24 protein-coding genes are annotated in these 24990 nt (G+C 72.9%); 8 read left to right on the forward strand and 16 right to left on the reverse strand.

Annotation, left to right across the window (positions count from 1 at the left end):
• Positions 1–79: 79 nt before the first annotated feature.
• From HF526_RS01135 to HF526_RS01150, 4 genes are all read right to left on the reverse strand, one after another.
• Entirely contained in the window at positions 80–361 is a 282-nt protein-coding gene (locus HF526_RS01135) for a YciI family protein (protein WP_169379312.1), read from the reverse strand.
• Positions 313–825 carry a zinc ribbon domain-containing protein gene (locus tag HF526_RS01140; RefSeq protein ID WP_169379313.1) on the reverse strand — a complete coding sequence of 171 codons (513 nt, stop codon included), beginning with the start codon at positions 823–825 and terminating at the stop codon, positions 313–315. The genes HF526_RS01135 and HF526_RS01140 overlap by 49 nt, the downstream gene beginning before the upstream one ends.
• Entirely contained in the window at positions 825–1607 is a 783-nt protein-coding gene (locus HF526_RS01145) for an N-acyl homoserine lactonase family protein (protein WP_169379314.1), read from the reverse strand. Before HF526_RS01145 ends, HF526_RS01140 begins: the two co-directional genes overlap by 1 nt.
• A 290-nt stretch (positions 1608–1897) precedes the next feature.
• Positions 1898–3106, reverse strand: a complete 1209-nt coding sequence (locus HF526_RS01150) for an LLM class flavin-dependent oxidoreductase (RefSeq protein ID WP_169379315.1) — start codon at positions 3104–3106, stop codon at positions 1898–1900.
• Positions 3107–3392: 286 nt separating this feature from the next.
• Here HF526_RS01150 and HF526_RS01155 point away from each other — a divergent pair, with 286 nt between their 5' ends.
• Positions 3393–4139: an FCD domain-containing protein gene (locus tag HF526_RS01155; RefSeq protein WP_169379316.1), complete on the forward strand. Its 747-nt coding sequence runs from the start codon at positions 3393–3395 to the stop codon at positions 4137–4139.
• 8 nt (positions 4140–4147) lie between these two features.
• Here HF526_RS01155 and HF526_RS01160 read toward each other — a convergent pair whose 3' ends face one another.
• The 6 genes from HF526_RS01160 to HF526_RS01185 form a co-directional block, all read right to left on the reverse strand.
• Positions 4148–5767 (reverse strand): AMP-binding protein, encoded by a 1620-nt coding sequence (locus HF526_RS01160; RefSeq protein WP_169379317.1) that lies wholly within the window; start codon positions 5765–5767, stop codon positions 4148–4150.
• Positions 5764–6849 (reverse strand): acyl-CoA dehydrogenase family protein, encoded by a 1086-nt coding sequence (locus HF526_RS01165; RefSeq protein WP_169379318.1) that lies wholly within the window; start codon positions 6847–6849, stop codon positions 5764–5766. The genes HF526_RS01160 and HF526_RS01165 overlap by 4 nt, the downstream gene beginning before the upstream one ends.
• 2 nt (positions 6850–6851) lie before the next feature.
• Positions 6852–8003, reverse strand: a complete 1152-nt coding sequence (locus tag HF526_RS01170; protein WP_169379319.1) for an acyl-CoA dehydrogenase family protein — start codon at positions 8001–8003, stop codon at positions 6852–6854.
• 1 nt (position 8004) lies between these two features.
• Positions 8005–8787, reverse strand: coding sequence for an enoyl-CoA hydratase-related protein (locus HF526_RS01175; protein WP_169379320.1), 783 nt, complete (start codon positions 8785–8787; stop codon positions 8005–8007).
• Between the two features lie 129 nt (positions 8788–8916).
• Positions 8917–10653, reverse strand: coding sequence for a sigma-54-dependent Fis family transcriptional regulator (locus HF526_RS01180; protein WP_169379321.1), 1737 nt, complete (start codon positions 10651–10653; stop codon positions 8917–8919).
• A gap of 148 nt (positions 10654–10801) precedes the next feature.
• The gene (locus HF526_RS01185) at positions 10802–12526 is read right to left on the reverse strand and encodes an N-acyl-D-amino-acid deacylase family protein (RefSeq protein ID WP_169379322.1); all 1725 of its coding nucleotides are present in this window, start codon (positions 12524–12526) and stop codon (positions 10802–10804) included.
• A 118-nt stretch (positions 12527–12644) separates the two neighbouring features.
• On the opposite strand from HF526_RS01185, the gene HF526_RS36080 reads away from it, so the two are divergent.
• Positions 12645–12770: a hypothetical protein gene (locus HF526_RS36080; protein WP_275403844.1), complete on the forward strand. Its 126-nt coding sequence runs from the start codon at positions 12645–12647 to the stop codon at positions 12768–12770.
• 24 nt (positions 12771–12794) lie between these two features.
• Here HF526_RS36080 and HF526_RS01190 read toward each other — a convergent pair whose 3' ends face one another.
• Positions 12795–13997: a CoA transferase gene (locus tag HF526_RS01190; RefSeq protein ID WP_169379323.1), complete on the reverse strand. Its 1203-nt coding sequence runs from the start codon at positions 13995–13997 to the stop codon at positions 12795–12797.
• 166 nt (positions 13998–14163) lie between these two features.
• On the opposite strand from HF526_RS01190, the gene HF526_RS01195 reads away from it, so the two are divergent.
• Positions 14164–14742, forward strand: coding sequence for a DUF3558 family protein (locus HF526_RS01195; RefSeq protein WP_169379324.1), 579 nt, complete (start codon positions 14164–14166; stop codon positions 14740–14742).
• Between the two features lie 10 nt (positions 14743–14752).
• On the opposite strand, the gene HF526_RS01200 is transcribed toward HF526_RS01195, so the two are convergent.
• From HF526_RS01200 to HF526_RS01215, 4 genes are all read right to left on the reverse strand, one after another.
• Positions 14753–15103 (reverse strand): hypothetical protein, encoded by a 351-nt coding sequence (locus tag HF526_RS01200; RefSeq protein ID WP_169379325.1) that lies wholly within the window; start codon positions 15101–15103, stop codon positions 14753–14755.
• A gap of 18 nt (positions 15104–15121) precedes the next feature.
• Entirely contained in the window at positions 15122–16165 is a 1044-nt protein-coding gene (locus tag HF526_RS01205; RefSeq protein ID WP_338051208.1) for a S1C family serine protease, read from the reverse strand.
• Positions 16166–16299: 134 nt separating this feature from the next.
• Positions 16300–17172 carry an alpha/beta fold hydrolase gene (locus HF526_RS01210; RefSeq protein ID WP_169379327.1) on the reverse strand — a complete coding sequence of 291 codons (873 nt, stop codon included), beginning with the start codon at positions 17170–17172 and terminating at the stop codon, positions 16300–16302.
• A complete protein-coding gene (locus HF526_RS01215; protein WP_169379328.1) occupies positions 17169–17972 on the reverse strand; it encodes an enoyl-CoA hydratase/isomerase family protein in 804 nt (267 codons plus the stop codon). Before HF526_RS01215 ends, HF526_RS01210 begins: the two co-directional genes overlap by 4 nt.
• Before the next feature lie 112 nt (positions 17973–18084).
• On the opposite strand from HF526_RS01215, the gene HF526_RS01220 reads away from it, so the two are divergent.
• From HF526_RS01220 to HF526_RS36085, 5 genes are all read left to right on the forward strand, one after another.
• Positions 18085–18759 (forward strand): O-methyltransferase, encoded by a 675-nt coding sequence (locus HF526_RS01220; RefSeq protein WP_169379329.1) that lies wholly within the window; start codon positions 18085–18087, stop codon positions 18757–18759.
• Complete coding sequence (locus HF526_RS01225; RefSeq protein ID WP_169379330.1) at positions 18756–19985, forward strand: CaiB/BaiF CoA transferase family protein; 1230 nt, start codon at positions 18756–18758, stop codon at positions 19983–19985. Before HF526_RS01220 ends, HF526_RS01225 begins: the two co-directional genes overlap by 4 nt.
• 132 nt (positions 19986–20117) lie before the next feature.
• Positions 20118–22781, forward strand: a complete 2664-nt coding sequence (locus HF526_RS36735) for an FUSC family protein (RefSeq protein ID WP_169379331.1) — start codon at positions 20118–20120, stop codon at positions 22779–22781.
• Positions 22782–22805: 24 nt separating this feature from the next.
• The gene (locus HF526_RS01235) at positions 22806–23963 is read left to right on the forward strand and encodes an acyl-CoA dehydrogenase family protein (RefSeq protein WP_169379332.1); all 1158 of its coding nucleotides are present in this window, start codon (positions 22806–22808) and stop codon (positions 23961–23963) included.
• Between the two features lie 34 nt (positions 23964–23997).
• Positions 23998–24519: a GNAT family N-acetyltransferase gene (locus tag HF526_RS36085; RefSeq protein WP_338051209.1), complete on the forward strand. Its 522-nt coding sequence runs from the start codon at positions 23998–24000 to the stop codon at positions 24517–24519.
• Positions 24520–24584: 65 nt separating this feature from the next.
• Here HF526_RS36085 and HF526_RS01245 read toward each other — a convergent pair whose 3' ends face one another.
• Entirely contained in the window at positions 24585–24983 is a 399-nt protein-coding gene (locus tag HF526_RS01245; RefSeq protein WP_169379334.1) for a cytochrome c oxidase subunit 4, read from the reverse strand.
• Positions 24984–24990: the final 7 nt, after the last annotated feature.

Raw genomic sequence — 24990 nt, forward strand, 5'->3', positions numbered from 1 at the left:
CGCGAGTTGGCGGCTGCCACCGCTCGTGCGCGGCACATGGCGCTGGAGCACCACGTACCGCGCACAGGCGGCGCAGCCGCTACCCGGCGAAGGGGCCGATCACCGGCTTCCACTCGACGACCTGCTGGTCCACCACCACGCCCTCGGAGACGTAGGGGTCGCCGTCCAGCAGGGTCTTCAGCTCGTCCTGGCCCGCGGCCTCGACCACCAGCACGCCGCCGGTGCCGTCCACGAAGGGACCGGCCTCCTTCAGCTTGCCCTGACCGACGAGTTCCTTGAGGTAGGCGCCGTGCCCCGCACGGGCTCCGTCGATCACCGAGGTGTCGTCGGTGTAGCGCCAGATGACGGCATAGAACGACATCCGATCTCCTTCTCTCGAACAACCTGGGGCGAGACGGCGAGCGAGCTCGGGGCCTGCGCGGGCGCGGGAGCCGGGGTCGATGCGACGGGCCCGCCGGCGAACGTGGTGACCACCGACGCGTTGGGGTCCAGGGTCCCGGCCTTGATCGCCTTCTCCTGGTAGGCGATCTCCCGCTCGAGCGCCCGGTTGTCGCCGCGCGCCCGCGCGGTGAGCATCCGGGCGGCTGTCGGGGTCAGCGTGCAGGTTCCCGGGATGCCCGGCGCGTGCCCGCACGCCCCGCCACTGCCGGTCCGCGGCTCGACGGGCCTGGGCTCCGGCGCACCGGTGAGCAGCGCCCCGCCGAACTGCCGGCGGGCCGGTGCCCCGCACCGGCCGCACGCGGCCTCGGCCGGCACGGGACGCGCGACCCAGTGCTCGGTGCGCGCCCCGCAGCCGCGGCAGCGGTAGTCGACGAGGACACCCATCAGTCGATGGCCTCGCCGAGGGCCTTCAGCTTCGCCCAGTCATCGGGGTCGTGCTGAATGATGATCGTGGCGTCGTTGGCGTGCGCGATCTGCTTGAGCCTGCGGATCGAGTGCACGGCGTCGAGCGTGCTGTAGTCCGACGGCATCGGCAGGTCGTCGGACAGCGCCTCCGGCACGTGCACGGTGTCGCCGGTGAGCATGATGTTCTGGTTCGGCAGCCGGACGAGCACGCTGCTGTTGCCGGGGGTGTGCCCGGGCAGGCTGAGGATCTGGATGCTGCCGTCGCCGAACAGGTCGTGGTCGCCGGTGAGCGGGTTCCAGTTGAAGCCGCGGGCAGGCTCGATGTCGGCGGTGCGGAAGAACACCGACGCCGCGGGCATCGGCCAGTAGGCGTAGGCCAGGTCCGGCGCCCCGATGTAGAACCGGGCGTTCGGGAAGAGCTTGATCGCGCCGGTGTGGTCGAAGTGCGAGTGCGTGATGATCACGTGGGTGATGTCGTCGGCCTTGAAGCCGACGGCCTCCAGCTGCTTGTCCACCCGCAGGTCGGAGGTGTACTCCAGGCCGAGGTGGGTGGCGAGTTCGCCGTAGGTGCCTTCCGGGTCGTCGACGGCCTCCGGGGCGATGCCGGTGTCGACCAGCACCAGCCCGCGGGGGTGCTGGATGACGTAGGTCGGGACCGGGATGTAGATGTTGCCGGTGCCGCCGACGACCAGCAGGCCGCGGTCCAGAGTGAACTTCGCGCCGTCGAGTGCCCACAGCTTCGTGGCTGTGCCGGTTGTCATCGTGAGGCGTCCTCTCCCGTGGGCGACGACCCGGAGGACGACGGATGTCGGCCCAGCGTGATCCACTGTGGACCGACGGGGCGGGTCGTCCCGGGTGGCGTCGTACTGGCGTTCGTCCGATGGGCCGGGGCGGCCACCGGTGAGAAGCGGATCTTCCCGTCGGCGAACGCTAGTGGCGGAGCGCACACCGGCACGTCCCATATTCAGACACGACCATGAGTTGCCGGACGCGCGGTCGGGGTGGCCGGGCCGGCGGCACCGGCTCGGCCACCCGTCATCCCGGGCCGGGCCTACCCGGGAAACTCCGGCATGATCTTCTCGCCGAACAGCTGCAGGTTCCGCCTGACCTCATTGAAGGGCAGGAAGCCCTGGTCGGCCCACCAGACGAAGTACTCCGGGCTGCCGTTCTCCCACAGCTCGTGCATCTTCTCCTTCACCGCGCCCACGTCGCCGGCGTAGAGGTAGTGCGACTCCTCCATCCGCTCGACCGTCTGCGGGACGGGGCCGGTCTCGCCTGCCTTGCGGAACACCTCGTAGAAACCGTGGTGGCCCCAGAACTCCCTCCAGCCCACGCCCGACACCCCGCGCCGCGCCTGGCGCATCGCCTCGTCCTTGTTGCGGCCGAAGTGGACCGACCGCAGCACGCCGGTGTTCTCACCGAGCGCCAGGTCGAGGCCGAGGTGCTGCTTCGCCTCGTCCTGGTAAGCCTCGACCATCTTGTGGTAATCCTCGGGAATGGAGGTCAGGATGATCGGGGTGATCCCCTCGCGGGCTGTCCACCGAATGGTGTTCTCACTCATCGAGAACGCCTGGAACATCTTCGGGTGCGGCTTCTGGTACGGCTTCGGAACGACGGAGATCTTGTGCAGCAGGCCGTCGTCACCCATTTCGCCGTCGGCACCGAACCGCCGGGTGTAGTCACCGGCGGGCCATGGAGAGGCCGGGTACGGGTAGGGGAACTTGTAGAACTTCCCGTCGTAGCTGAACGCCTCCTCCTTCCACGCCATCTTGAGGATCCGGTAGCACTCTTCGAACAGCTCGCGGTTCAGCTTGTCGCGCTCGCTCGCGTCGCTGGTCGCCGTCTGGACCGGGAGCAGCTGGGTCAAGGCGTTGAACCAGCGCTCCTGGTACCCGCGCGCCATGCCGACGACCGTCCGACCCTGGGTCATCTGGTCCAGCCACGCCGTGTCGATGGCCAGCTTGACCGGGTTGTGGCTGGGCAGCACGTAGCCGACCGGGCCGACCTTGATGTTCTTGGTGTGGTGGGCGACGTCCAGGTACAGAGAGGACGGGCCCCCTTGCTCCATGCCCTCGGTGTGCAGGTGGTGCTCCGGGAAGCAGATGGCCTCGAAGCCGTAGTCGTCGGCCATCTTGGACAGTTCCCGGACCTCGGTCAGCATCTGCTGCCATTTCTCGGTTTTGTGACCGATCGGCCGCAGTGCTTCGCGCTCCCTTTCCGAAGCCGGTAGCGCCGGCAGCATGAAAAAGATGAACTTCACCGCTGAACTCCTCGCCCGAGCGTCGGCATGTTGATGTCGTGCTGCATTGGCCGATCACGTTCTCGTGATCGGCGGGCCCGGAATGCCACGGAGGCGTGGCCGGGCGTTGTGGTGCACGGCGAACGTTAGTGGGAGCAGGCCCGTCCGACCGTCCGATATTCGGCCACTGGGGCGCGCTGAGAATGGTGTCGCGTCAGGCTCGACGGGGGTCGGAGTGCGGGATACCCGGATATGATTCCGGCAGAGCCCGACGCCGGTCCGGATGGAGCAGGGAGGTGCACCCACCGTGACGAACGCCGCCACGAACGGCCGCCGGCGTAACCCGAAGATGTCCGAGGTGATCGCCCGGGAACTGGCCACGCACATCGTCGAGGCCGGCCTCGCGCCGGGCAGCGTGCTGCCCACCGAGCGGGAGATGATCGAGAGCTTCGCGGTCGGCCGGGCGACGATCCGGGAGGCGCTGCGCCTGCTGGAGACCCGCAACGTCATCACGATCCGGCCGGGGCCCGGCGGCGGCCCCGTCGTGCGGCGACCGCGGCCCTGCGACCTGGGCGAGGCGCTCTCGCTCATCCTCCAGTTCGAGGACGCCTCCCTCGACGACGTCATGGAGGCCCGCCGCGCGCTGGAGCCGATGATCGCCCGGTTGGCCGCCGAGCGGATCTCCGACGCCGAGATCGAGGTGCTGGACGAGACGGTGCGGCTGATCGAGGCCTCCCCGGAGGATCCCGAGGTCTTCCACGAGCAGAACCGCACGTTCCACTCGACGCTGTGCCGGGCCGCCCACAGCGTGGTGCTCGAGGTGTTCCTCGACTCGCTGGCCAGCGTGGCTGACGGCGTATCGGGCGGGGTCACGTACTCGCCGCGGCGCTACCTCGCGGCGGCCCGGATGCACGCCACGATCGTCACCGCGTTGCGCGCGCGGGACGGCGCCGCCGCCGAGCAGGCCATGCGCGAGCACATGGACGAGACCCGGGCCTACTGGCACAAGAAGTACCGGGACCTGGCGTCGCGCCCGGTCGTCTGGCGGGGTTGAGCCCGCGGTCAGGTCGCGGCGAGGCGGGCCCGGATGTCCTCGCGCAGCTTGAACTTCTGGATCTTGCCGCTGGCCGTGCGCGGCAGCGCGTCGACGATCTCCAGCCGCTCGGGCAGCTTCTGGTTGGCGATCCGGTGCCCGCGCAGGAACCCCACGAGGTCGGCGAGGGTCACCGCGCCGTCGCCCGGCACGACGTAGGCACAGATCCGCTCCACCATCACCGGGTCCGGCATGCCCACCACCGCGACGTCGGCGACCGCGGGATGGGTGAACAGCAGGTCCTCGATCTCCTTGGCGGAGATGTTCTCCCCGCCGCGCACGATGATGTCCTTGCGCCGCCCGGTGATCGTCACGTAGCCCTCGGCGTCGAGAACGGCCAGGTCACCGGTGTGGAACCAGCCCTCGGCGTCGAACGCCTCATCGTTGAGCGCCGGATCCAGATAGCCGACGAACAGGTCCGGCCCGCGGACCAGCAGTTCACCGCCCGTACCCGGCGGAACCGGCGCGCCCTGCTCGTCGACGACCTGCGCCTGCGCCGCCCCGATCAGCCGGCCGTCGGTGGTGGCGCGGGCCTCCAGCGGGTCATCCGCGTTCCCGCTGGACAGCGTCGGGAACTCCGTCGAGCCGTAGATCCGGGTGGCCAGGCAGTCCAGTTCGCGCCCCGCGCGGCGGATCAGTTCCGGGGGCACGTCGGCGCCGCCGCAGCCGAACACCCGCAGCGCGCTCAGATCGTGCGCCGCCCGGTCGGGATGGTGGGTGATCCCGTGCAGGAACGGGGTCGCGCCGACGACGAAGCTGCAGCGATGGCGTTCCAGCAGATCCAGCGCGCGGCCGGGTTCCCACACGTCCTGCAGCACGACCGCCGAGCCGAGCAGGAACGGCAGGTGCAGCCCGTAGAGCACCCCGGTGATGTGGGTGACCGGCGACGGCATGAACACCACATCGTCGCCGGTGAGCCCGAACAGCTCGACGATGCTGCGGTTCTCGTAGTCGAGGGTGTTGTGCGTGTGCAGCGCGCCCTTGGGGTCCGCGGTGGTGCCGGAGGTGTAGAGCAGCAGCACCACGTCGTTCGCGTCGCGCGCAACCGCCGGCAACGGGTCGGGTGGCGCGGCCGCGACGAACTCGTCGAATCGCAGCTCACCGGCTCCGGCCTGCCCGGCGACCACGACGACGTCGCGCAGATCCGGAAGCTCCCCGCGTAGCTCGGCGATCATCACCGGGTGGTCGAAGCCGCGGAACACCCCGGGCACCACGACGATCCGGGCCCGGGACTGACGCAGGATGAAGCCGACCTCGCGGTGCCGGTAGATCGGGATGATCGGGTTGCTGACCGCGCCGAGCCGCAACGCGCCGTGGTGCACCGCGAACCCCTCGACCCAGTTGGGCAGCTGCCAGGCCACCACGTCGCCGGGGCCGATGCCGCGGGCCCGCAGCGCCCGCGCGGTCGCGTCGACCAGCGCGTCGAGCTCGCCGTAGGTCAGCGTCCGGTGCCGGTCGACGACGGCGAGCCGGCCGGGCTGGGTGCGGGCCCGCTCGGCGAGGTCGGTGTCGATCAGGTGGTCGCGCCAGCCGTGGGGACCGGTGGCGGCGACGACGATGTCCGGGCCGAGCCGGGTCGGGGCGATCATGCCGACCGGCCCAGGCGGCGGGCGCCGAGCAGCGGGGTCAGCTCGCGCTCGTCGCCGTACCAGCTGCGCAGCGCCAGCGCCCGGCGCAGATAGTGGTGCAGGTCGTACTCGGTGGTGAAGCCGATGCCGCCGTGCACCTGCAGCCCGTCCTCGGCGACGGCGCGGGCGCTGCGCGCGGCGAACGCCTTGGCCGCCCAGCCGTGTGCCTCCAGCGCAGCCAGGTCACCTCGCGCCTCGGCCTCGGCGGCATCGTCGGCCGCGGCGGCGCACAGCGCATCCAGCGACAGCGACGCCTGTGCCATCCCGGCCAGCAGATGCTTGACGGCCTGGAACGCGCCGATCGGGCGGCCGAACTGCTCGCGCTGTCCGGCGTAGGCCACCGAGTCGGCGAGCACCCGGCGCGCGACGCCGGCCAGCTCGCATGCGGTGAACAGCCGCAGCCAGGCCCGGATCCGCACCAGCAGCGCGGCGGCCCCGGCGCCGGTGGCCAGCACCTCGCCGGGAGCGACGGCCCGGTCGGCGACGGTGACCCGGGCGTAGTGCGCGGCCGGATCGTCGCTGCGCAGCGAGGTGATCGTCAGGGCGGGGTCGCCCGCGGGCAGGGCGACGAGCACGGGGCCGCCGGGGCCCTCGGCGACCAGCACCAGCGCCTCGGCCTGCGCGGCGTGCCGGACCAGTTCGAGGGTCCCGGTGAGCCGGTCGCCCGTCAGCGAGAAACCGCCGATCTCACCGCGCCAGCCCAGCGTCACCCCGGGATCGGCTAGCGCTTGTGCGCGGAAATCGCCGTTCCGGCGACCATTTCCGCGCACGAGCCCAAGGCACGCGGGCAATACGAGCTGCTCGACCAGCGGGCCGGGCACCAGCCGTTCCCCCACCAGCTCGGCCAGGCCGCGCAGCTGCGCGAGCGGCACCCCCAGGCCGCCGTCGGCCTCGGGCCGCGACAGGTCGGCCCAGCCGAGCTCGCGGAGTTCGGTGAGCAAGCCCGGGTCCCGCCCGGCCAGCGCTTCGCGGTGCCGCTCGGGGGGCAGTCGGCGATCCAGAAATTCACGGATCGGTGTCACCAGGTCGTCGACAGCGTCCATGATCACCCTCTGGGCAGCCCGAGCAGTCGCTCGGCGACGATGTTGCGCTGGATCTGGGCCGTCCCGCCGTAGATCGACGCGGCCCGGGAGTAGTAGTGGTCATGCACCCAGCGCCCGGCGTCCAGGCCCAGCGGGCTGGTGCCCGGGGCCACCCGGAACGGGCCGAGCAGCTCGGCGATGGCCGCACACACGGCCTGCTCGGTGTCGTTGAGCACGAGCTTGTCGATCGAGTCGAGCGGGTCCGCGCCGGTGTCCGCGGTCAACCGGTCGAGGGTGCGGCGGGTCTGCGCCTCCAGCACCCGCAGCGCCAGATCCGCCTTCCCGATCTCTTCGGCCACCCGCGGGTCGGCGCGGCGGGACTCCGGGATCGCGCGCAGCTGCGCGACGGCGTCGGCCAACATCCATTCGATCTCCACCCGGCGGCGCATCGTGTAGTTGCCGCGCTCGCGGGACAGCGTGTCCAGCGCGATCCGCCAGCCGCCGTTCTCCTCCCCCAGCAGGTTCGCCGCCGGCACCCGCACGCCGTCGAAGAACACCTCGCAGAACTCGGGGTCGCCGGTCATCTGCACGATGGGGCGCACGGTGATCCCCGGCGAGGTCATGTCGACGAGCAGGTAGGAGATGCCGGCGTGCTTGGGGGCCGCCGCCGGATCGGTGCGGCACAGCAACGCGCACCAGTCGGCGTAGGCACCCCAGCTCGTCCACACCTTCTGCCCGTCGACCACGTAGTCCTCGCCGTCGCGCACCGCGCGGGTGCGCAGCGACGCGAGGTCGGACCCGGACCCGGGCTCGGAGAAGCCCTGGCACCAGATCTCCTCGCCGGACAACAGCGGCGGCAGAAAGCGGGCACGCTGCTCGGGGGTGCCGAACGCGTTGATCGACGGCCCGACGACGTCGAGCCCGATCAACCCGATCGGCGCCGGCGCGTGCGCCCGGGCCAACTCCTCGGCGAACACGAACTGGTGACGCGGGCTCAGCCCCTGCCCGCCGGCCTCGCACGGCCAGGACAGGCCCATCCACCCGGCGTCGAACAGCGTGCGCTGCCAGTCGCGCAACACCGCGAACCGCTCCTCGAGATCCAGCGGGACGCCGGGGATGCCGGCCTCGGCGAGCCACTTGCGCGCTCGGGACCGGAACTGCTCGATCTCGCTCATCTCAGCGCCCCGTGTACTGCGGCGGGCGCCGCTCGAAGAACGCGTTCACCGCCTCCTTGGCGTCGGCGTAGGCCGACAGCTCCCCGGACAGGCCCTGCTCGTACTCGTAGCCGCCCTTCAGATCCATGTACTCGATGGCGTTGAGCGACTGTTTGGCGAACCGCAGCGTCACCGGGCTGTGCCGCACGATCTTCGCGGCGACGGCGTAGGCCTCGTCGAGCAGCCTCTCGGGTGCAACCACGGTGAGCACGCCGCCGTAGCGGGCGAATTCCTCGGCGGGCAGCGGGTCGCCGGTGTAGTGCAGGTAGCGCACCAGGGCCTGCGGGACCAGGCGGGACAGGTGCTTCGCCCCGCCCATGACGCCCACGTTCACCTCCGGCAGCCCGAGCTTCGCACCCTCGGCGGCGACCACCAGGTCGCACGACGCCGCGATGGCGAGCCCGGTGCCGACCGCGACCCCGTGCACCGCGGCGATCACCGGCACCGGCGCGTCGTAGATCGCCCAGAAAGCCTCCCGGACGTGGCGCATCCGCTCCCCGGCGTTGCCGGGGTCCATGGTCTGGAACTCGGTGAGGTCGTTGCCGCCGCAGAAATGCCTGCCCTCGCCGGTGAGCACGATCGCCCGCGCGTCGGGCAGGTAGTCGGACAGGTGCGTGAAGAACTGCCGGATCTCCGCGTACATCTGCTGCGTCACCGCGTTGACCGGCGGCCGGTTCAGCCACACCGTGCCGACCGGGCCGTCACCCGCCCAGCGCAGGAACTGCAGATCACCCGCGTCGCCCACTGCCGACCTCCTCGTCGTCACGGCACCGGTGTCGACGCTAGCCAGTCGCCGCCCGTTCGTGATGCCGCGTTCTGGGACACACGCTCCGGCACCTTGTGCCACGAACGGGCGCGCAGGTGCGCGGGTGGGTCAGCCGCTGAGGCAGCGGCCGTCGATGCCGAGGATGCGCAGCTTGCGGTAGAGCGTGGAGCGGGCGATCCCGAGCCGCTCGGCCGCGGCCTGCTTGTTGCCGTCGCTGTCGTCGAGGGCATCGAGCAAGGCCTCCCGCTCGGCGCGCTGCATCGGGGTCAACCGGGCCGCGATCGGCGCCTCCCGGTACTCCGGCGGCAGGTGCTCGATCCCGATGTCCGATCCCATCGACCGCATCAGCGCCCCGGTGAGCACCGCGCGCAGCTCGCGGACGTTGCCCGGCCATTCCTGGCGCATCAGGTTCTGCACCGTGGCCGAGCGCAGCCGCGGCGGCGACGGATACCGGGCGTGCTCGCGGATGATCACCGCGGCGATGTCCGGGACGTCGTCGGCGCGACGGCGCAGCGGCGGCAGGTGCAGTCGCACCGGGAACCAGGCACGGAGCCGGTCGGTCGCCGGCCGGTCGGCGCCCCCGGCGCGGACGGTCGCGACCAGCGTCACCGGGTGCGCGCCGGGATCCTGCCCCAGCCGTTCGACGGCGTCGACCACGTCGGTGAGCAACTCGTCGGGCAACTCGTCGGCGTGCCGCAGCACCACTGTGCCGCAGGTGCGCAGCGCCTCGGCGAACCGGGCCGCCCACCCGGCCCCGTCACCGGGCGGCAGCACGCTGAACCGCTGCCCGGCACGGGTCCGTTCGTGCAGGTGCCGGGCCACGAACAGCTTGCCGACACCCGGTGCGCCGGTCAGCAGCACCGGCAGCCGCGCGCCGGCGGCCGTGGCGACCTCCCGGCGGATCCGGTCGGCCGCGCCGCTGCGCCCGGGCAGCCCGACGGTGCCGCCGCCGGCGTCGTCGGTGCTGCGGACCGCGGCGACCAGCCCGCCCGCCGCGGGGCGCATCTCGATGAGGATGCCGGTCTGCTCGTCGCCGCCCACCCGACTGCACCGGGCGCGGACGACCACGCCGCCGGAGAGCCGCAGCTCGCCGGTGTACTCGGTCCGGCCGACGAGCCGTCCGGAGGCCCACTCCCACAGCAGCGCCTGATCCGACGGGCCGACCAGGGTCGCGGCCATCGTGTTGCTCATCAGCACATCGCGGTTCAGCGAGACGACCGCGACCGGTGAGCGCCGGGTGGCCTGCAGGAAGCGCTCCAGCAGCAGCCGTTCGTGGTGTGCGGTGCCGGTGGACAGCCGGGACTCGATGCGCCGGACCGCCTCGGAGACCAGCGGGCGCAGCAGCCCGCTGGGTTCGTCGGCCCGGCAACCGATGCCCAGGACGCCGCGGACCACGCCGGTGACCGCGTTGCGCACCGGGACCGCGCAGCAGCTGAAGCCGTGCAGCCGCTGCCGGGTGTGCTCCCGGCCGGAGACCACGACCGGCCGGCGCTCCTCGAGGGCGCGGCCGATGGCGTTGGTGCCGGCCTCCTCCTCGTCCAGGCAGGTGCCCGGCCGGACGCGCAGCTCGTCGAGCCAGGCCTCGAGCTCGGGCCGGCCGGCGACCCGGGCCAGCACCCGCGCCCCCGGGTCGGCCAGCAGCATCACGACCGGCTGCCCGTCGAGCTCCGCGGCGAGCCGGTCGAGGACCGGCCCGGCGGCACGCAGCAGCCGGGACGGGCGGGGGCTCTCCCGGGCCGCGGTGCCGCGGGCGTGTCGTGTCCACGCCGTACCGTGATCGACCGGCCGCAGGGCCCGTACCGTCGAGAGTTCCTGGCGCGCGAGTGGCACGCTCGACCACCTCATCGTGACGATCGTGTCCGGCCTGGCCGCACCCCGGAGAAGGTGCGGTTCATGCGCAGAAATATGGCGTCGGTCACATCGCTCTGTCAAGCAAACGCGACACGTCGTGTTCCGGATGCCGCGACGGTGGACCGGTGCGCCGCGGGAGGCCCTACGCCGGGGCCGGCTGCGGGCCGCGCACCAGCCGGCCGGGCAGCGCCTCCGTCGGCTCGCCGTCGCGGTAGGTCTCCTGCCCGGCGACGACGGTGTGCCGGTACCCGGTGGCCCGCTGCACCAGCCGCCGCCCGCCGGCCGGAAGGTCGAAGCGCATCTGTGGCCGGTGCAGCCGCAGCGCGTCGATGTCGATCACGTTCAGGTCGGCGCGGTAGCCCGGCGCGAGCACCCCACGATCGTCCAGCCCGACGACGCGGGCGGTGTCGCGGGCCTGGCGTTGCACGACGAAGGGCAGGCCGAGGCGCTCGCCCGCGCGGTCGCGGGTCCAGTGCGCGAGCAGCGTGGTCGGGAAGCTGCCGTCGCAGATCGTGCCGACGTGCGCGCCGCCGTCGGACAGGCCGGGCACGGTGTGCGGGTGGGCGAGCATCTCGCGCACCGCGTCGAGGTTGCCGTCGACGTAGTTCGCGCTGGTCAGGTACAGCATCCCGCGGCCCCCGTCGGCGACCATCAGGTCGTAGGCGAACTCGACCGGGGACACCCCGGCCCGGGCGGCGCGCGCCGCGATCGACTCCGAGGCCGGCGGCTCGTAGTCCGGCGGGTCGCTGAGCTCGTACATCAGCTCGTACTTGTGGATCAGGTTGCCCCCGAGCCGGTTGCGGTCCTTCTCCCGGGTCTGCGCGGCGAGGATCTGCGCGCGCATCCCCGGCTCGGCCATCCGGGCGGCCTGCTCGGCCGGGGCGAGGTCGGCCAGCCGCCGCCACACCGGGTTGGTCAGATACGGGTGCAGCGTGTTCTGCAGTCCCAGCAGCATCCCCACCGGCCGGGCCGCGACCTGCGCCCGGATCGGCAGCCCGTCGGCGTGCGCGGCCTCGAGCAGGCCGAGCACCTCGCGGTGCCGCTCGGGTGCCAGCGGGAACTGCACCAGTGACACCGACAGCGGCCGGCCGGACTCGCGCGCCATCCGCCGCAGCAGCCCGAACTCCGCAGCCGGGTCGGGGAAGTCCGAGACCAGTTGCAGCACGCCGGTTCCGGTCTCGCCGATCGCAGCGGCGATCGCGGCCAGCTCGTCGGCCCCGACGTCGTAGGACGGGGTCAGCTCGCCGTCGACGCTCTTGTGGTTCAGCGTCCGCGAGGTGGTGAAGCCCAGCGCTCCCGCCTGCACGGCCTCCTTCGCGAGCCGCGCCATCAACGCGATCTCCTCGGGCGTGGCCTCGGCGTGCGCGGCGGCCCGCTCCCCCATCGCGTGCACCCGCAGCGCGGCGTGCGGGACCTGCGCGGCCAGGTCGACGTCGTGCGGGCGGCCCTCGAGCGCCGTCAGGTACTCCGGGAACGTCTGCCACTCCCAGCTGAGCCCCTCGTGCAGGGCGATTCCGGGGATGTCCTCGACGCCCTCCATCAGCTCGATGAGCCGGTCCCGGTGCCGGGGTACGGCCGGGGCGAACCCGACCCCGCAGTTGCCCATCACGACCGTGGTCACGCCGTGCCAGGACGAGGGCTGCAGCCGGGACTCCCAGGTCGCCTGGCCGTCATAGTGGGTGTGGATGTCGACGAACCCGGGCGCGACGACGACACCGTCGGCGTCGATCTCGCGCCTGCCCCGGCCGCTCACCCGGCCGACCTCGACGACCCGGTCGCCCTGGACGGCGACGTCGGCGGTGCGCGCCGGCGCCCCGGTGCCGTCCACCACGCTGCCTGCCCGGACCACCAGGTCGTGCTCGGCCATGCCGGTCCCCCTCCGTCGCGGTCCGCCGTCCCATCCTGACCCGGTCACCGGACATCCGACAATCCCGCGGTCCGGCGGGCGTGGCGGAAACTGTCGGCGCCCGCGCCATCGTGTGGTCGTGACCACATTCAGGATCCGGACCTGGGTGGCGGTGCTGCCGCGGGCGGCGGCGGGACGGCTGTCGGGGTTCCTGGCCGCGGCGGCGGTCGCCGGTCGAGGCCTGGGTACGGCCCGGTCGGCGTGACCCGCCGCGCCCGACGAGCCCCGATCAGCCGTCGATACCGCGCACCACACCGCGTTCGTGCAGGCCCGCCACCTCCTCGGCGGACAGGCCGAGGCCGGCGAGCACGTCGTCAGTGTGCTCACCCAGCACCGGGGCCCGGGCCGGCGCCTGCGACGTGCCGTCCAGCGCAACCGGGATCCCGGGCGCGAGGTGCCGCCCCACGCCGGGCTGGTCGATGAGGTGCATCATCGGGTTCTCGGCGATCACCGCCCGGCCGTCGCCCGCATCCGCGACCAGATCGGAGAACGTGTTGTAGGTCGACCAGAGCAGCGAGGTGCCCGTCAGTTCGGCCTTCACGTCGGCCAGGTCGGTCCGGGAGAACCACCGCGACAGCAGCCCGGCCAGCACCTCGCGGTACTCGAACCGGTCGTCCTCGGAGGAGAAGTCGACGCCGAGGCTCTTCTCCAGCGCGCCCACGACGTCCACCAGCCCGGTGGCGGTGAGCAGGTCGGCCCAGTGCCGCTTGGTCAGCGCGACGACCATGACCCGGCCGCCGTCGCGGGTGGCGAAGTCCCGGGCGAACCCGCCGTAGAGGTAGTTGCCCAGCCGCTTGCGCACCACCCGGTTGACCTGCGCCTCGGCCAGGAATCCGAGGTTGCCCGCCGCGGCCAGCGCGACGTCGTAGAGCGCGACGCTCATCCGCTGCCCGCGGCCGGTGACCCGGCGCTGGCGGTCGGCGCCGAGGATGCCGAGCGCCGAGTAGAGCCCGCACGCGATGTCCCAGGCCGGGAGCACGTGGTTGACCGGGTCGGCGTGGCCCTCGGGCCCGGTCACCATCGGGAAGCCGACGGCCGCGTTCACCGTGTAATCGACGGCCGGCGTGCCGTCGTGGTGACCCTCGATCTGCACGTGGATGAGGTCGGGGCGGTGCGCGACGAGCGCGTCGAAGCCGAGCCAGCCGCGGCCGACGGCGTTGGTCAGCACGATCCCGCCGTCCGGGCCGGACTCGGCGACCAGCCGGGTGACCAGCGCCTGCCCCTCGGAGGACCGGAAGTCGACCGACACCGACTTCTTGCCCTTGTTCAGCCCGGCCCAGTACAGGCTCGTCCCGGACGGGGCGAGCGGCCAGCGGTGGTGGTCGGGCGCGCCGCCGAGCGGATCGACGCGGATCACCTCGGCGCCGAGCTGGGCCAGTGTCATACCGCCGAGCGGGGCCGCGACGAACGACGACACCTCCACCACTCGCATGCCGGCCAGTGGCAAGGGCTGCGCGGGGACGGGCTCTTGGGACACGGTCGCCTCCGGTGGGGTCGGGCGGCGCGGACGGCCGTCGCGCTCGACCACGACGGTACGACGCGGCCGCGCGGAACCCCGCCTTCCGGTACCGAACGGGTGCGACGCTACTGTCCGCGGGGTGTCTGCCCGATCTGTCCGTCTTCCGCTTCGCGGGATCGCCGCTCTCGCGCTGGCCCCTGCGCTGCTGATCGCCGCGTGCAGCGGCGGGGATCCCACCACCTCCGGTGGGCCGTCCGCGGCCGCGACCTCCGCGGGGCAGGCCGCACGATCGGCCGCGGCCGGCACCGGCGCGCTGCCCGAGGCGTGCTCGCTGGTCCCGCCGGCGCAGATCAGCGCCGCGAGCGGCCTGGAGTTCGCGCGACCGGCCGGCACCGGCGGTGCGGCGCGCACGGTGTGCGCGTTCGGCCCGGGCCCGGCGGGCGTCGGGCTGAGCGTGGGCGTCGAGCCGGCCGCGCGGTTCGAGGCCAAGGCGGATGCCTCCCGCAACTCGGTCGGCGTCGCGGGCACCGAGGTCCCCGGCCTCGGCGACCGCGCGCTGTTCTTCTACAGCGACGCGGACCTGCCCACCGGCGTCGGTGGCGTGCTGGTCAGCGCCGGCGGGACCACCCTCGACGTCACACTGCAGGGCGCCGGCGACGAGGCCCGGACCCGCGACGCCGCCGTCGCCGTCGCGAAGGTGGCGCTGAGCAGGCTCTGAGCCCGTCGGCTCAGCTCGGCCCCGGCCAGTACGGCGGTGGTTCCTGGCCGCCGCGGCGGTCGACCGGCACCGGATCCTGCTGCGCGTAGCGGCCTGCGCCGGCGTCGGTGCGGGTCCCGTTCGGTATCTCCAGGAACCGGCGGGCGATCATCCGGCCGAGCACCAGGCCGCCGCACTCGGGGCAGGGCGGGGCGCCGTCGATCGTGTACGGCGACGGCACCGGAACGCCCTGCAGCGAGAAGAACTCGTACTGCCCCCCGTCGGCGTCCTCGTAGTGCACGACGTGGTGCTCCTCGCTCCATCGCGGATGTCCCGAGGGACAGACGAACTCGACGGTGTCGAGCGCGATCTCCCTGATCATGGGCCCTTGACTCCCCGTTCAGGTGGCGGGCAGTTCACCGAGGACAACCGGGACGGTCATCGCCGCCCCGTCGCGCTGCACGGTGACGTTCACCTTGTCGCCCGGGTTGTGCTGGGCGATCACCGTCTGCAACGTGATGGCATCCGTGATTGTCTGGTTGTCGATCGCGGTGATCACGTCACCGGGCCGCAGGCCGGCCTGGGCCGCCGGCCCGCCGGGCTGGACGGCGACGATGCCCGCGCCGACCGGCTTGCCGTCGGGATCGGTCACCGTCTGCACGCTGGCGCCGAGGGACGCGCGGTGGCTGTTGACGACCCGGCCTTCTGCGACGATCTGGTTGGCCAGGTCGACGGCGATGTCGCTGGGCAGTGCGAAACCGATGCCCGGCGCGGTACCGCCGAGTTCGGGATCGACCGCGGCCAGCGTCGGGATGCCGACGACCTCGCCGGCCAGGTCGACGAGCGCCCCGCCACTGTTGCCCGGGTTGATCGGCGCGCTGGTCTGCATGACCTGCCGCAGCACGGTGCCCGCCGAGTTGTCGCTCGGCGGCTCGGGCACGGTGCGGCCGGTCGCCGAGACGATGCCCTCGGTGACGCTGGAGGTCAGGCCGAGCGGGCTGCCCATGGCCATCACGATGTCGCCGACGGCCAGGCCGGACGAGCGTCCGTACCGGGCCGGCCGCAGGTTCGGGCCGCCCTGGATCTGGATGACGGCGACGTCGTCGGGCGGGTAGGAGGCGATCAGCCTGGCCGGCAGTTGCACGGTCCCGGTGGACAGCCGGACGTTGAACCGGGTCTCCCGGCCCACCACGTGCGCGTTGGTCAGGATGTGCCCGGCGCCGTCGAAGACGGTCCCGGAACCGCTCCCGGCGGCGCTCTGGATCTCCACCACCGACGGCAGCACCGTGTTCACCACGTCCACGAAGTTCTTCTGTACCTGCGCGGCCGCACTCTGCGTGGCCGGGGTCTGATCCGGCGGGCTCGTGCTGCACCCGGCGACCGCCCCGGCCACCACGGTCGCCCCCAGGACCGCATGCGCGATGGTTCGAACCCCGATCCGCACCGCCCACCTCCCCCGATCGAGGGCGACCGTCCCATTCGCGGAACTCGACGGGCCTGGTCCTGGCGGGTCGGACATGCGGCGATGTGTTCACCCCCGGGATGCAACGAGGCTCGTCCGGGCAGGCACCGTCGCCCTCAGCCGCGCACGGCGGGCGCCTCCTCCAGGAAGTCGATCACGCGCCGGGTGAACACGTCGTTGTCGTCGCCGGCCACCATGTGTCCGGTCGCGGAGACGTCGACGTGCCGGGAGCCCGGGATCAGCGCCAGCAGTTCACGCACCCCGTCGGCGCTGACGATGTCGGACTGCGCGCCGCGCACCAGCATCGTGGGCACCCGCACCCGGGCCGCCGCCGCGCGGGCCCGCGCGTGGGAGGCCTCCCGGTTCGGCTCCTCACCGACCCGCAGGAACGCCGGGTCCCAGTGCCAGTACCAGCGCCCGTCCTCGCGGAGCCGCACGTTCTTGCGCAGCCCGTCGGGGCTGGTGGGCCGGGTGCGGTGCGGGTTGTAGGCGCGCACCGCCTCGGCGACCTCCTCGAGGGAGCCGAAGCCGTCCGGGTTGGCGCGCATGAACGCCATGATCCGGGCAACGCCCTCCTCCTCGACCTTCGGCACGATGTCGACCAGGACGAGCGCGCGGGCGAGGTCGCCGCGCTCGCCCTGCCCGATCAGCGAGGTCATCCCGCCCATGGACGCGCCGACGAGCACCGGACGCTCCCCGAGTGCCGCGACCACCGCGGCGAGGTCGGCGACCAGCGCGTCCACCGAGTAGTCGCCGTCCGGGGCCCAGTCGCTGTCGCCGTGCCCACGGGCGTCGAGCGCGATCGCGGTCCATCCCTGCGCGGCGAGCGACGCTGCGGTGCGGAACCACGAGTGCCGGGTCTGGCCGCCGCCGTGCAGCAGCAGCACGGTGCCCCCGGTGCGCTCACCCGCCGCGGGCCAGCGGTCGCCGACGAGCTTGCCCGCGGTCCCGTCGAAGACGACCGTGTCACCCGCCGGCGGCACCGTCATGCGGTCGGCCCGGAGAACGTGGGGGCGCGCTTCTCGCGGTGCGCCGCGATGCCCTCCTGCACGTCCGGCAGCCCGAAGCCGTAGAACTCCAGGGCCAGCGACGCGTCGAAGGACGGGCCGGCCGCGCGGTACCAGTTGTTCAGCGCGTACTTCGTCCAACTGATCGCGCTGGGTGCGCCGGCGACGAGCTTGCGGGCGACTTCCATGGCCTTGTCGTGCACCTCGGAGTCGTCGACGCACATCGAGACGAGCCCGATCCGCTCGGCCTCCTCGCCGGTGAGCGCGTCGCAGGTGAGCAGGTAGTACTTGGCCTTGGCCATCCCGCACAGCAGCGGCCAGTTGATCACAGCGTGGTCGCCGGCGGCCACGCCGAGGCGGGTGTGCCCGTCGACGATCTTGGCGTTGCGGCCGGCGATGGAGATGTCGGCGAGCAGCGCGACGGCGAGCCCTGCCCCGACGGCGGGACCGTGGATCGCCGACACGATCGGCTTCGAACAGTTGATCACGTTGTAGACCAGGTCACGGGCCTCGCGCAGGGCGCGGGTGCGCACCGCGGGGTCGTTCGCCATCTCGGTGACCAGGTCGAACGAGCCACCCGCGGAGAACGCCTTGCCCGCGCCCTGGATGACGACGACGCGCACCGACTCGTCGCGGTCGATGACCGGCCAGACGTCGGCCAGCTGCTCGTGCTCGGCGGGCCCGACGGCGTTGAGGTTCGGGCCGTCGAGGACGATCCTCAGGATCCCGTCCTCCGGGCGCTCGAAGCGCAGCGCGGAGAACCTGGCGTAAGCATCCGACATGCGTCGCACCCTAATCGCTGACCTCGTTGACCGATTGCCCGTCGGGCGCGGCAGTGGGGTGCTGCCCGTCACGTGCCCCGGCGGGACCGCCCGGGGGTGAGAGGGTGGGGACATGAGCGACGGTCAGGCGCACTGGAGCGCGGTCGACGACTACATCACCGATCTGCTCGTCGGGGCCGATCCCGCCCTCGACGCCACGCTGGAGGCGAACGCGCAGGCCGGGCTGCCGGCGATCGACGTCTCCCCCGCGCAGGGCAAGCTGCTGCACCTGCTGGCCAGGGCCATCGACGCGCGCCGCGTCCTGGAGATCGGCACCCTCGGCGGCTACAGCACGATCTGGCTGGCCCGGGCGCTCCCGGTGGACGGGAAGCTGATCACCCTCGAGTACTCGGCGAAGCACGCGGACGTGGCCGCCGCGAACATCGCGCGGGCCGGACTGGACAAGGTCGTCGAGATCCGCCGGGGCCGGGCGCTCGACACCCTGCCCGGCGTGGCCGAGGACATCGACGCCCCGTTCGACCTGGTCTTCGTCGACGCCGACAAGCCCTCGAACGCCGAGTACTTCGAGTGGGCGCTGCGGCTGGCCCGGCCCGGCGGCGTGATCATCGTGGACAACGTGATCCGGGGCGGCCGGGTGATCGACGCCGACAGCGACGACGCCGCGGTACAGGGCACCCGCCGGTTCAACGAGCGGCTGGCGGCCGAGCGCCGGGTCAGCGCGACCGAGATCCAGACCGTCGGCAGCAAGGGCCACGACGGGTTCGCGCTCGCCGTGGTGACCGGATGAGCGAACCGCAGGCGCCGGGCGGACCGCTGGCCGGTGTCACCGTCGTCGCCCTGGAGCAGGCGGTCTCCGCGCCACTGTGCACGCGCACCCTGGCCGACCTCGGCGCCCGGGTGATCAAGGTGGAGAACCCGCGCGGCGGTGATATCGCGCGCGACTACGACGACGTCGTGAACGGCCTGGCCGCGCACTTCGTCTGGGTCAACCGGGCCAAGGAGTCGGTGACCCTGAACCTCAAGGAGCCCGCCGGGCTCGACGTCCTGCACCGGCTGCTCGCCGAGGCCGACGTCCTCGTCTCCAACCTCGCGCCCGGCGCCACCGCGAGGCTGGGCATCGCAGCTGCCGACGTCGAGGCCCGGCATCCGCACCTCGTGGCGCTGGAGATCTCCGGCTACGGGACGGGCGGCCCGTTGTCGGACAGGCGCGCCTACGACCTGCTGGTGCAGGCCGAGTCGGGCGCCTGCTCGATCACCGGCCGGCCCGGAGCCCCGGCCAAGCCCGGCCCGCCGATGGCCGACGCGTGCACCGGGCTCTACGCCGCCATCTCGATCCTGGCCACCCTGCACGACCGCGGGCGGACGGGGCGCGGCAGCACCGTCGCCGTCAGCATGTTCGACACCATGACCGAACTCATGGGCTACGCGCTCAACCACACCCGGCACACCGGGGTCGATCAGGAGCCGGTCGGGATGGGCTCCCCCGCGGTCTCCCCCTACGGCGCCTACCGCACCGCCGACGCACAGACCGTCGTGCTCGGCACCACCAACGACCAGGAATGGCAGCGGCTGGCGGGCGGGATGATGGGGCGCCCCGACCTCGCCGCCGACGAACGCTTCCTGCGCAACCCGGACCGGGTCGTGCACCGCGATCTCCTCGACGCCCAGGTCGCGGCGTGGTGCGCACGCCATGATCTCGCCGAGGTGCAGGCCGCCGCGAACGCGGCCGGAATCGGCAACGCCCGCTACAACACGCCCAGCGACGTCGTCACGCACCCGCATCTGACCGCCCGGGACCGCTGGCGCGAGATCGACTCCCCGGTGGGGAAGCTGCCCGCGCTGCTCCCGCCGCCGATCATCGCCGGGCACGAACCGGTGATGGGCGCGGTTCCGGGCCTGGGAGAGCACACCGACGCGGTGCTCGCCGGCGTGGGCCTGAGCGAGCAGGAGATCGCCGAGCTGCGGGCCTGCGGGGCGATCGGCCCTGCGTACGTCCCGGCCGATCAGCGGTGACCCACCTGCTGCCGCGACCCGCCGGCTGCACCGCAGAGCGTTCGTGCGGTCACGCAAGGTCGTGTGACGACCGTGATACAGGTAGAATTATTAGCAGTGCAAAGTAACCTTCTACCGCGCCGGGGGGACACCGTGCAGAGTGCTGTCGGCCCATCTCCCGACCCCGGTCTGCGGCGCAGCGGTCTGCGTGACCGGCTCATCGCGTCCGATCCCGGCGGCAACCGGTTCCGGATGGCGCTGGGCGCCCTGCTCAGCGTGGGCAGCGCGCTCGCCCTGGAGTTCGCTTTCGTCCGGCTGTTCGCCCCCAGCCAGTCGGCCTTGGTCCCGATGCTCATCGGCGCCGTCGTCGCGATGATGGGCTCGAACGGCTTGACCGCACCGACCGTCGGCGAGCGGCTGCGGACCGGGGTGTTCCTCCCGGTCGCGTTCGGCCTCGGGATGTTCCTCGCCGTCCTGGTCGGCGGCCACCAGCACCTGGAGCTCGGGCTGTTCGTGGGGGTGATATTCGTCGCGGCCTACGTGCGGCGGTTCGGCCCGGCGTTCTTCCACTACGGCTTCCTGGGCTGGATGGGCTACTTCTTCGGCCTGTTCCTGCACCCGACGTTCGCCACGTTCCCCTTCATGCTCCTCGCCGCGGTCGTCGCGACGGCGTGGACCCTGTTGCTCTCGGTGACCGTGCTGCGCCGACGACCGGCGCGCGTGATGCGCCACGCGCTACGGGCGTTCGCCGGACGCACCGACGCCGTGGGCCGGGCCGCCGCCGACCTGCTCGCCACCGCGCCCGACGACGTGGAGGCCCTCCCCCGCCGACGCGCCCGGCTGCGGTCGCTGCAGCTGCGGCTCGCCGAGACCGCACTGATCGTCGAAGGCTGGCTGGGCGACCCGGCGGCGCTGCCCCGTGGGCGGTCCGCAGCGGCGTCGCGGCGCCGGCTCATCGATTCCCAGGCCGCCGTCGACGCCTTCGCCGTCGCCGCCGACGCCCTGGTCGGCGCGGACGCCGCGCTCGTCGAGGCCGCCCGCCGGGTCGCCGCACGACTGGGCCGTGGCGACCACGACGGCGCCGCAGCCCAGGCACGCGCCCTCCTCGACCTGGCCCGCCGAGCCGCCGCCACCGACACGCCCGGCTGGTGGCCGGCCCAGCGGCTGGCAACGATGGCGATCGACATCGTCGAGCTCGCGCGGCCGTGGTGCGACCAGCCCGCCGCCGGCACCGCGGGCGCCGGCGGCGCGGAACCCGAGCCGTTCACCCCGGCCGTCACCCTCGTGATGGGTGGCATGCTCCCCGGCTCGGTGGCCACCGCGGCGGACGTCTCGGCGCGCTCCCACCGGCTGAACCCGCTGCGCGGCCTGGACCTCACCACCCGGCAGGCCGTGCAGATGGCGGTGGCGGGCGGGCTGGCGATCCTGCTCGGCGAGATGGTGTCCCCGACCCGCTACTACTGGGCGGTGCTGGCCGCGTTCCTCGCCTTCACCGGCACCAGCACCCGCTCGGAGACCGTCGCCAAGGCGTTCAACCGGGTGCTGGGCACCCTGATCGGGCTGGCCGCGGCGATACTGCTGGCCGACCTGACCGCCGGCAACACCCCTGCCATCCTCGCCGTGATCCTGGTCAGCGTCTTCGCCGCGTTCTACCTGTTCACCGTGAACTACGCGCTCATGGTCTTCTTCGTCACGATCATGGTTGCGGAGATGTACGACGTGCTGCACCAGTTCAGCGACCAGCTTCTGCTGTTGCGGCTCACCGAGACCGCGGTCGGCGCCGCGGTCGGCATCGTCGTGGCGCTGATCCTGGTGCCCACGAGCACCCGGGACACCGCGCGGGCCGCCCGCACCGCCGTGCTCGGCGCACTGGCGGAGCTGCTGGGCGCCACCGCGCGCCGGATCCGTCCCGAAACCCGCCGGGGACCCGAGCCCGACGCCACCCCGTCCGATCTCGGGGAGCTAGCCCGCACCCTCGACGACCGGTTACGCCAGCTCGCGCTCGTGGCCAGGCCGCTGACCTGGCCGGTGGTCCTGGGCAACGATCCGGGCCGGATACGCGACCGGCTCCGGCTCTACGAGGACTGCGGCATCTCCGCGCGTTCCCTGACGATGTGGCTACGCCGCCATTCCGAGCCCGCGCCGCCCGAGCTGGCCGACGCCGCCCAGGCGCTGGGTGACGCGGCGGGCCGGCTCGCCGAGGTCGGGACGTACCGGCCCGACCGGGAGGTGCACGAGCATCTGGCCCGCGCCGACAGCATGTTGCTGCAGGCCACCCGGCCCGGTGCCGCCGCCGCCGTCCATCCCGCCACCCGGCCGCTGGTGCGCCTGCACGAACTGCTGCACGAGGTCTCTGCCGCCGTCCCGGCGGACGCGCTCCCGGTCGCGCCCCGGGCCGTCGCGCCCCGACCGGCCGACGCCCGGCTCGGCGGGACCGTCCGGACCGCGGACGGCGAGCCGGTGACGGCCGGCTCCGTGACCGTCATCGACGGCAGCGGCCAGCAGGCCGCTCACGCCGAGCTGGCACCCGACGGCACCTTCCGGGTGCCCGGAAGGCTGGCCGGGCCGCACGTCCTGGTGGCCAGCGCGCCCGGATACACGTCGGCCGCCGTCCGGCTGCAGCTGGGCGGGAACACGCCGCGCCGGGTCGACCTGGTGGTCCATCCCGCGCCCCGGCTTGCCGCTCCGCGCCGGCCGATGCGCTCCGGTCAGTGCAGCAGCCCGGCCGCGCACGGGCCGGGCGAACGGGGGTCGAGCGCTGATCAGGCCCCCTCCCCGGCGGCGCACCCGCAGACTAGCGTCGCCATCGACCCCTAGGCCCGACGAGAGTGAGACGACGACGTGGATCCCGCTGACCTGGCCGACGTGCTGTCCTCGGTGCGCGAGTTCATCCGCTCCGAGGTCGTGCCGCTCGAGGAGCAGATCGACGCCCAGAACGAGATCCCCGCATCGCTGGTCGAGCAGTGCAAGGCGATGGGCCTGTACGGCTTCACCATCCCCGAGGAGTACGGCGGGCTGGGCCTGAGCACCACCGAGGAGGTCCAGCTCGTCTTCGAGCTCGGCTGGACCACCCCGGCACTGCGGTCGCTGTTCGGCACCAACAACGGCATCGCCGGGCACGTGCTGCTCGAGGGCGCCACCGACGAGCAGAAGAAGGCCTGGCTGCCCCGGCTGGCCTCCGGCGAGGTCACCGCGTCGTTCGGGCTCACCGAGGCCGACGCCGGCTCCGACCCGTCCACGCTGACCACCACGGCCCGCCGCGACGGCTCGGACTGGGTGATCAACGGCGCCAAGCGCTACATCACGAACGCCCCGGTCGCCGACGTGATCATGGTGTTCGCCCGGACCAACCCCGACGCCCCGGGCAACCGGGGTATCTCCACCTTCCTGGTCCCCACCGACACCCCCGGGCTCTCGGTCGGGCCCAAGGACCACAAGATGGGCCAGTTCGGCGCCTGGACCGCCGACGTCTACCTCGACGACGTCCGCGTCCCCACGGATGCCGTGATCGGCGGCGAGGCGGGCATCGACAACGGCTTCCTCACCGCCGCCAAGTGTCTGGCCCACGGCCGGGTGCACATCGCCGCGCTGTGCGTCGGCATGGCGAACCGGCTGGTCTCCGAATCGGTGAGCTTCGCCCAGACCCGGCAGGCCGGCGGCACGCCGATCGCGACGTTCCAGCTGGTCCAGGGCCTGATCGCGGACTCGGTGACCGACTACTACGCCGGGCGCGCGCTGGTGCTGGAGACCGCACGGGCCTTCGACGCGGGCACCGACAAGGTGGCCGGCCCCTCGGCGGCCAAGTACTTCTGCTCGGAGATGGTCGGCCGGGTCGCCGACCGCGCGGTCCAGGTCCACGGCGGCGCGGGCTACATGCGCGGGGTGGCCGTGGAGCGGTTCTACCGCGACGCCCGGTTGTTCCGGATCTACGAGGGCACCAGCCAGATCCAGCAGGTGATCATCGCGCGGCATGCGCTGGGCAAGGCCGCGCGCGGCTGACGTCGGCCGCACCCGAGCCGGGCAGGATGGGGCGGTGACCGCGACGAGCACCGACCTCCGGATACGGACCGCCACCACCACCGACTGGCCGGCGATCTGGCCGATCTGGCACCGCGTGGTCAGCGCCGGCGAGACCTACACCTGGCACCCCGCGACAACGGAGCCTGCCGCGCGCGCCGCGTGGATGGCGCCGCCGCCGGCCGCGGTGTTCGTCGCCGAGCGCCTCGTCCCCGCCGCCGGGGCGCGCATCGTGGCCACGGCGCAGCTCAAGCCCGTGCAGCCCGGCCTCGGCGACCACGTCGCCAACGCCGGGTTCATGGTCGACCCGGACCAGGCCGGCGGCGGGATCGGGCGGCGGCTGGCCGGGCACGTGCTCGACGAGGCGCGCCGGCGCGGCTACACGGCGATGCAGTTCAACGCCGTGGTCGAAGCGAACATCCGCGCCGTCGGGCTGTGGCGCTCGCTGGGCTTCGAGGTGATCGGCACGGTGCCGCGGGCGTTCCGGCATCCGAGCGCCGGGCTGGTGGGGCTGCACATCATGCACCGGGAGCTGTAGACACGGCCCGCACACCCACGACGCCGGGTCCGCGCGGTGCGCGGACCCGGCGTCGTGGTTCGTGCTCAGTGGTCGGCGGGCCGGATGTGGTACTCGAAGACCAGGCCACCGACGGTGATCAGCAGGATCACCCCGGCGATGACGATCAGCCAGATGTACCAGAACGCCAGGCCGAGCCCGACGAGCGCGGCGGACGCGGCCACCGCGATCGGCCAGTAGCTTCCCGGCGAGAAGAAGCCGATCTCGCCCGCACCGTCGGACACCTCGGCGTCCGGGTTGTCCTCGGGGCGGGACTCCAGCCGCCGGGACACGAACCGGAAGTAGGTGCCGACGATCAGCGACAGACCACCGGTGAGGAACAGCGCGGCCATGCCGACCGGCTCCTTGGCCAGGACGCTGTAGACGATCGCGGCGAGGAAGAAGAACGCGGTGCAGATCTCGAAGATCCGGGATTCGACCTTCATCGGGGAA

Source organism: Pseudonocardia acidicola, from assembly GCF_012911935.1.
GTDB classification, from domain to species: Bacteria; Actinomycetota; Actinomycetes; order Mycobacteriales; family Pseudonocardiaceae; genus Pseudonocardia; species Pseudonocardia acidicola.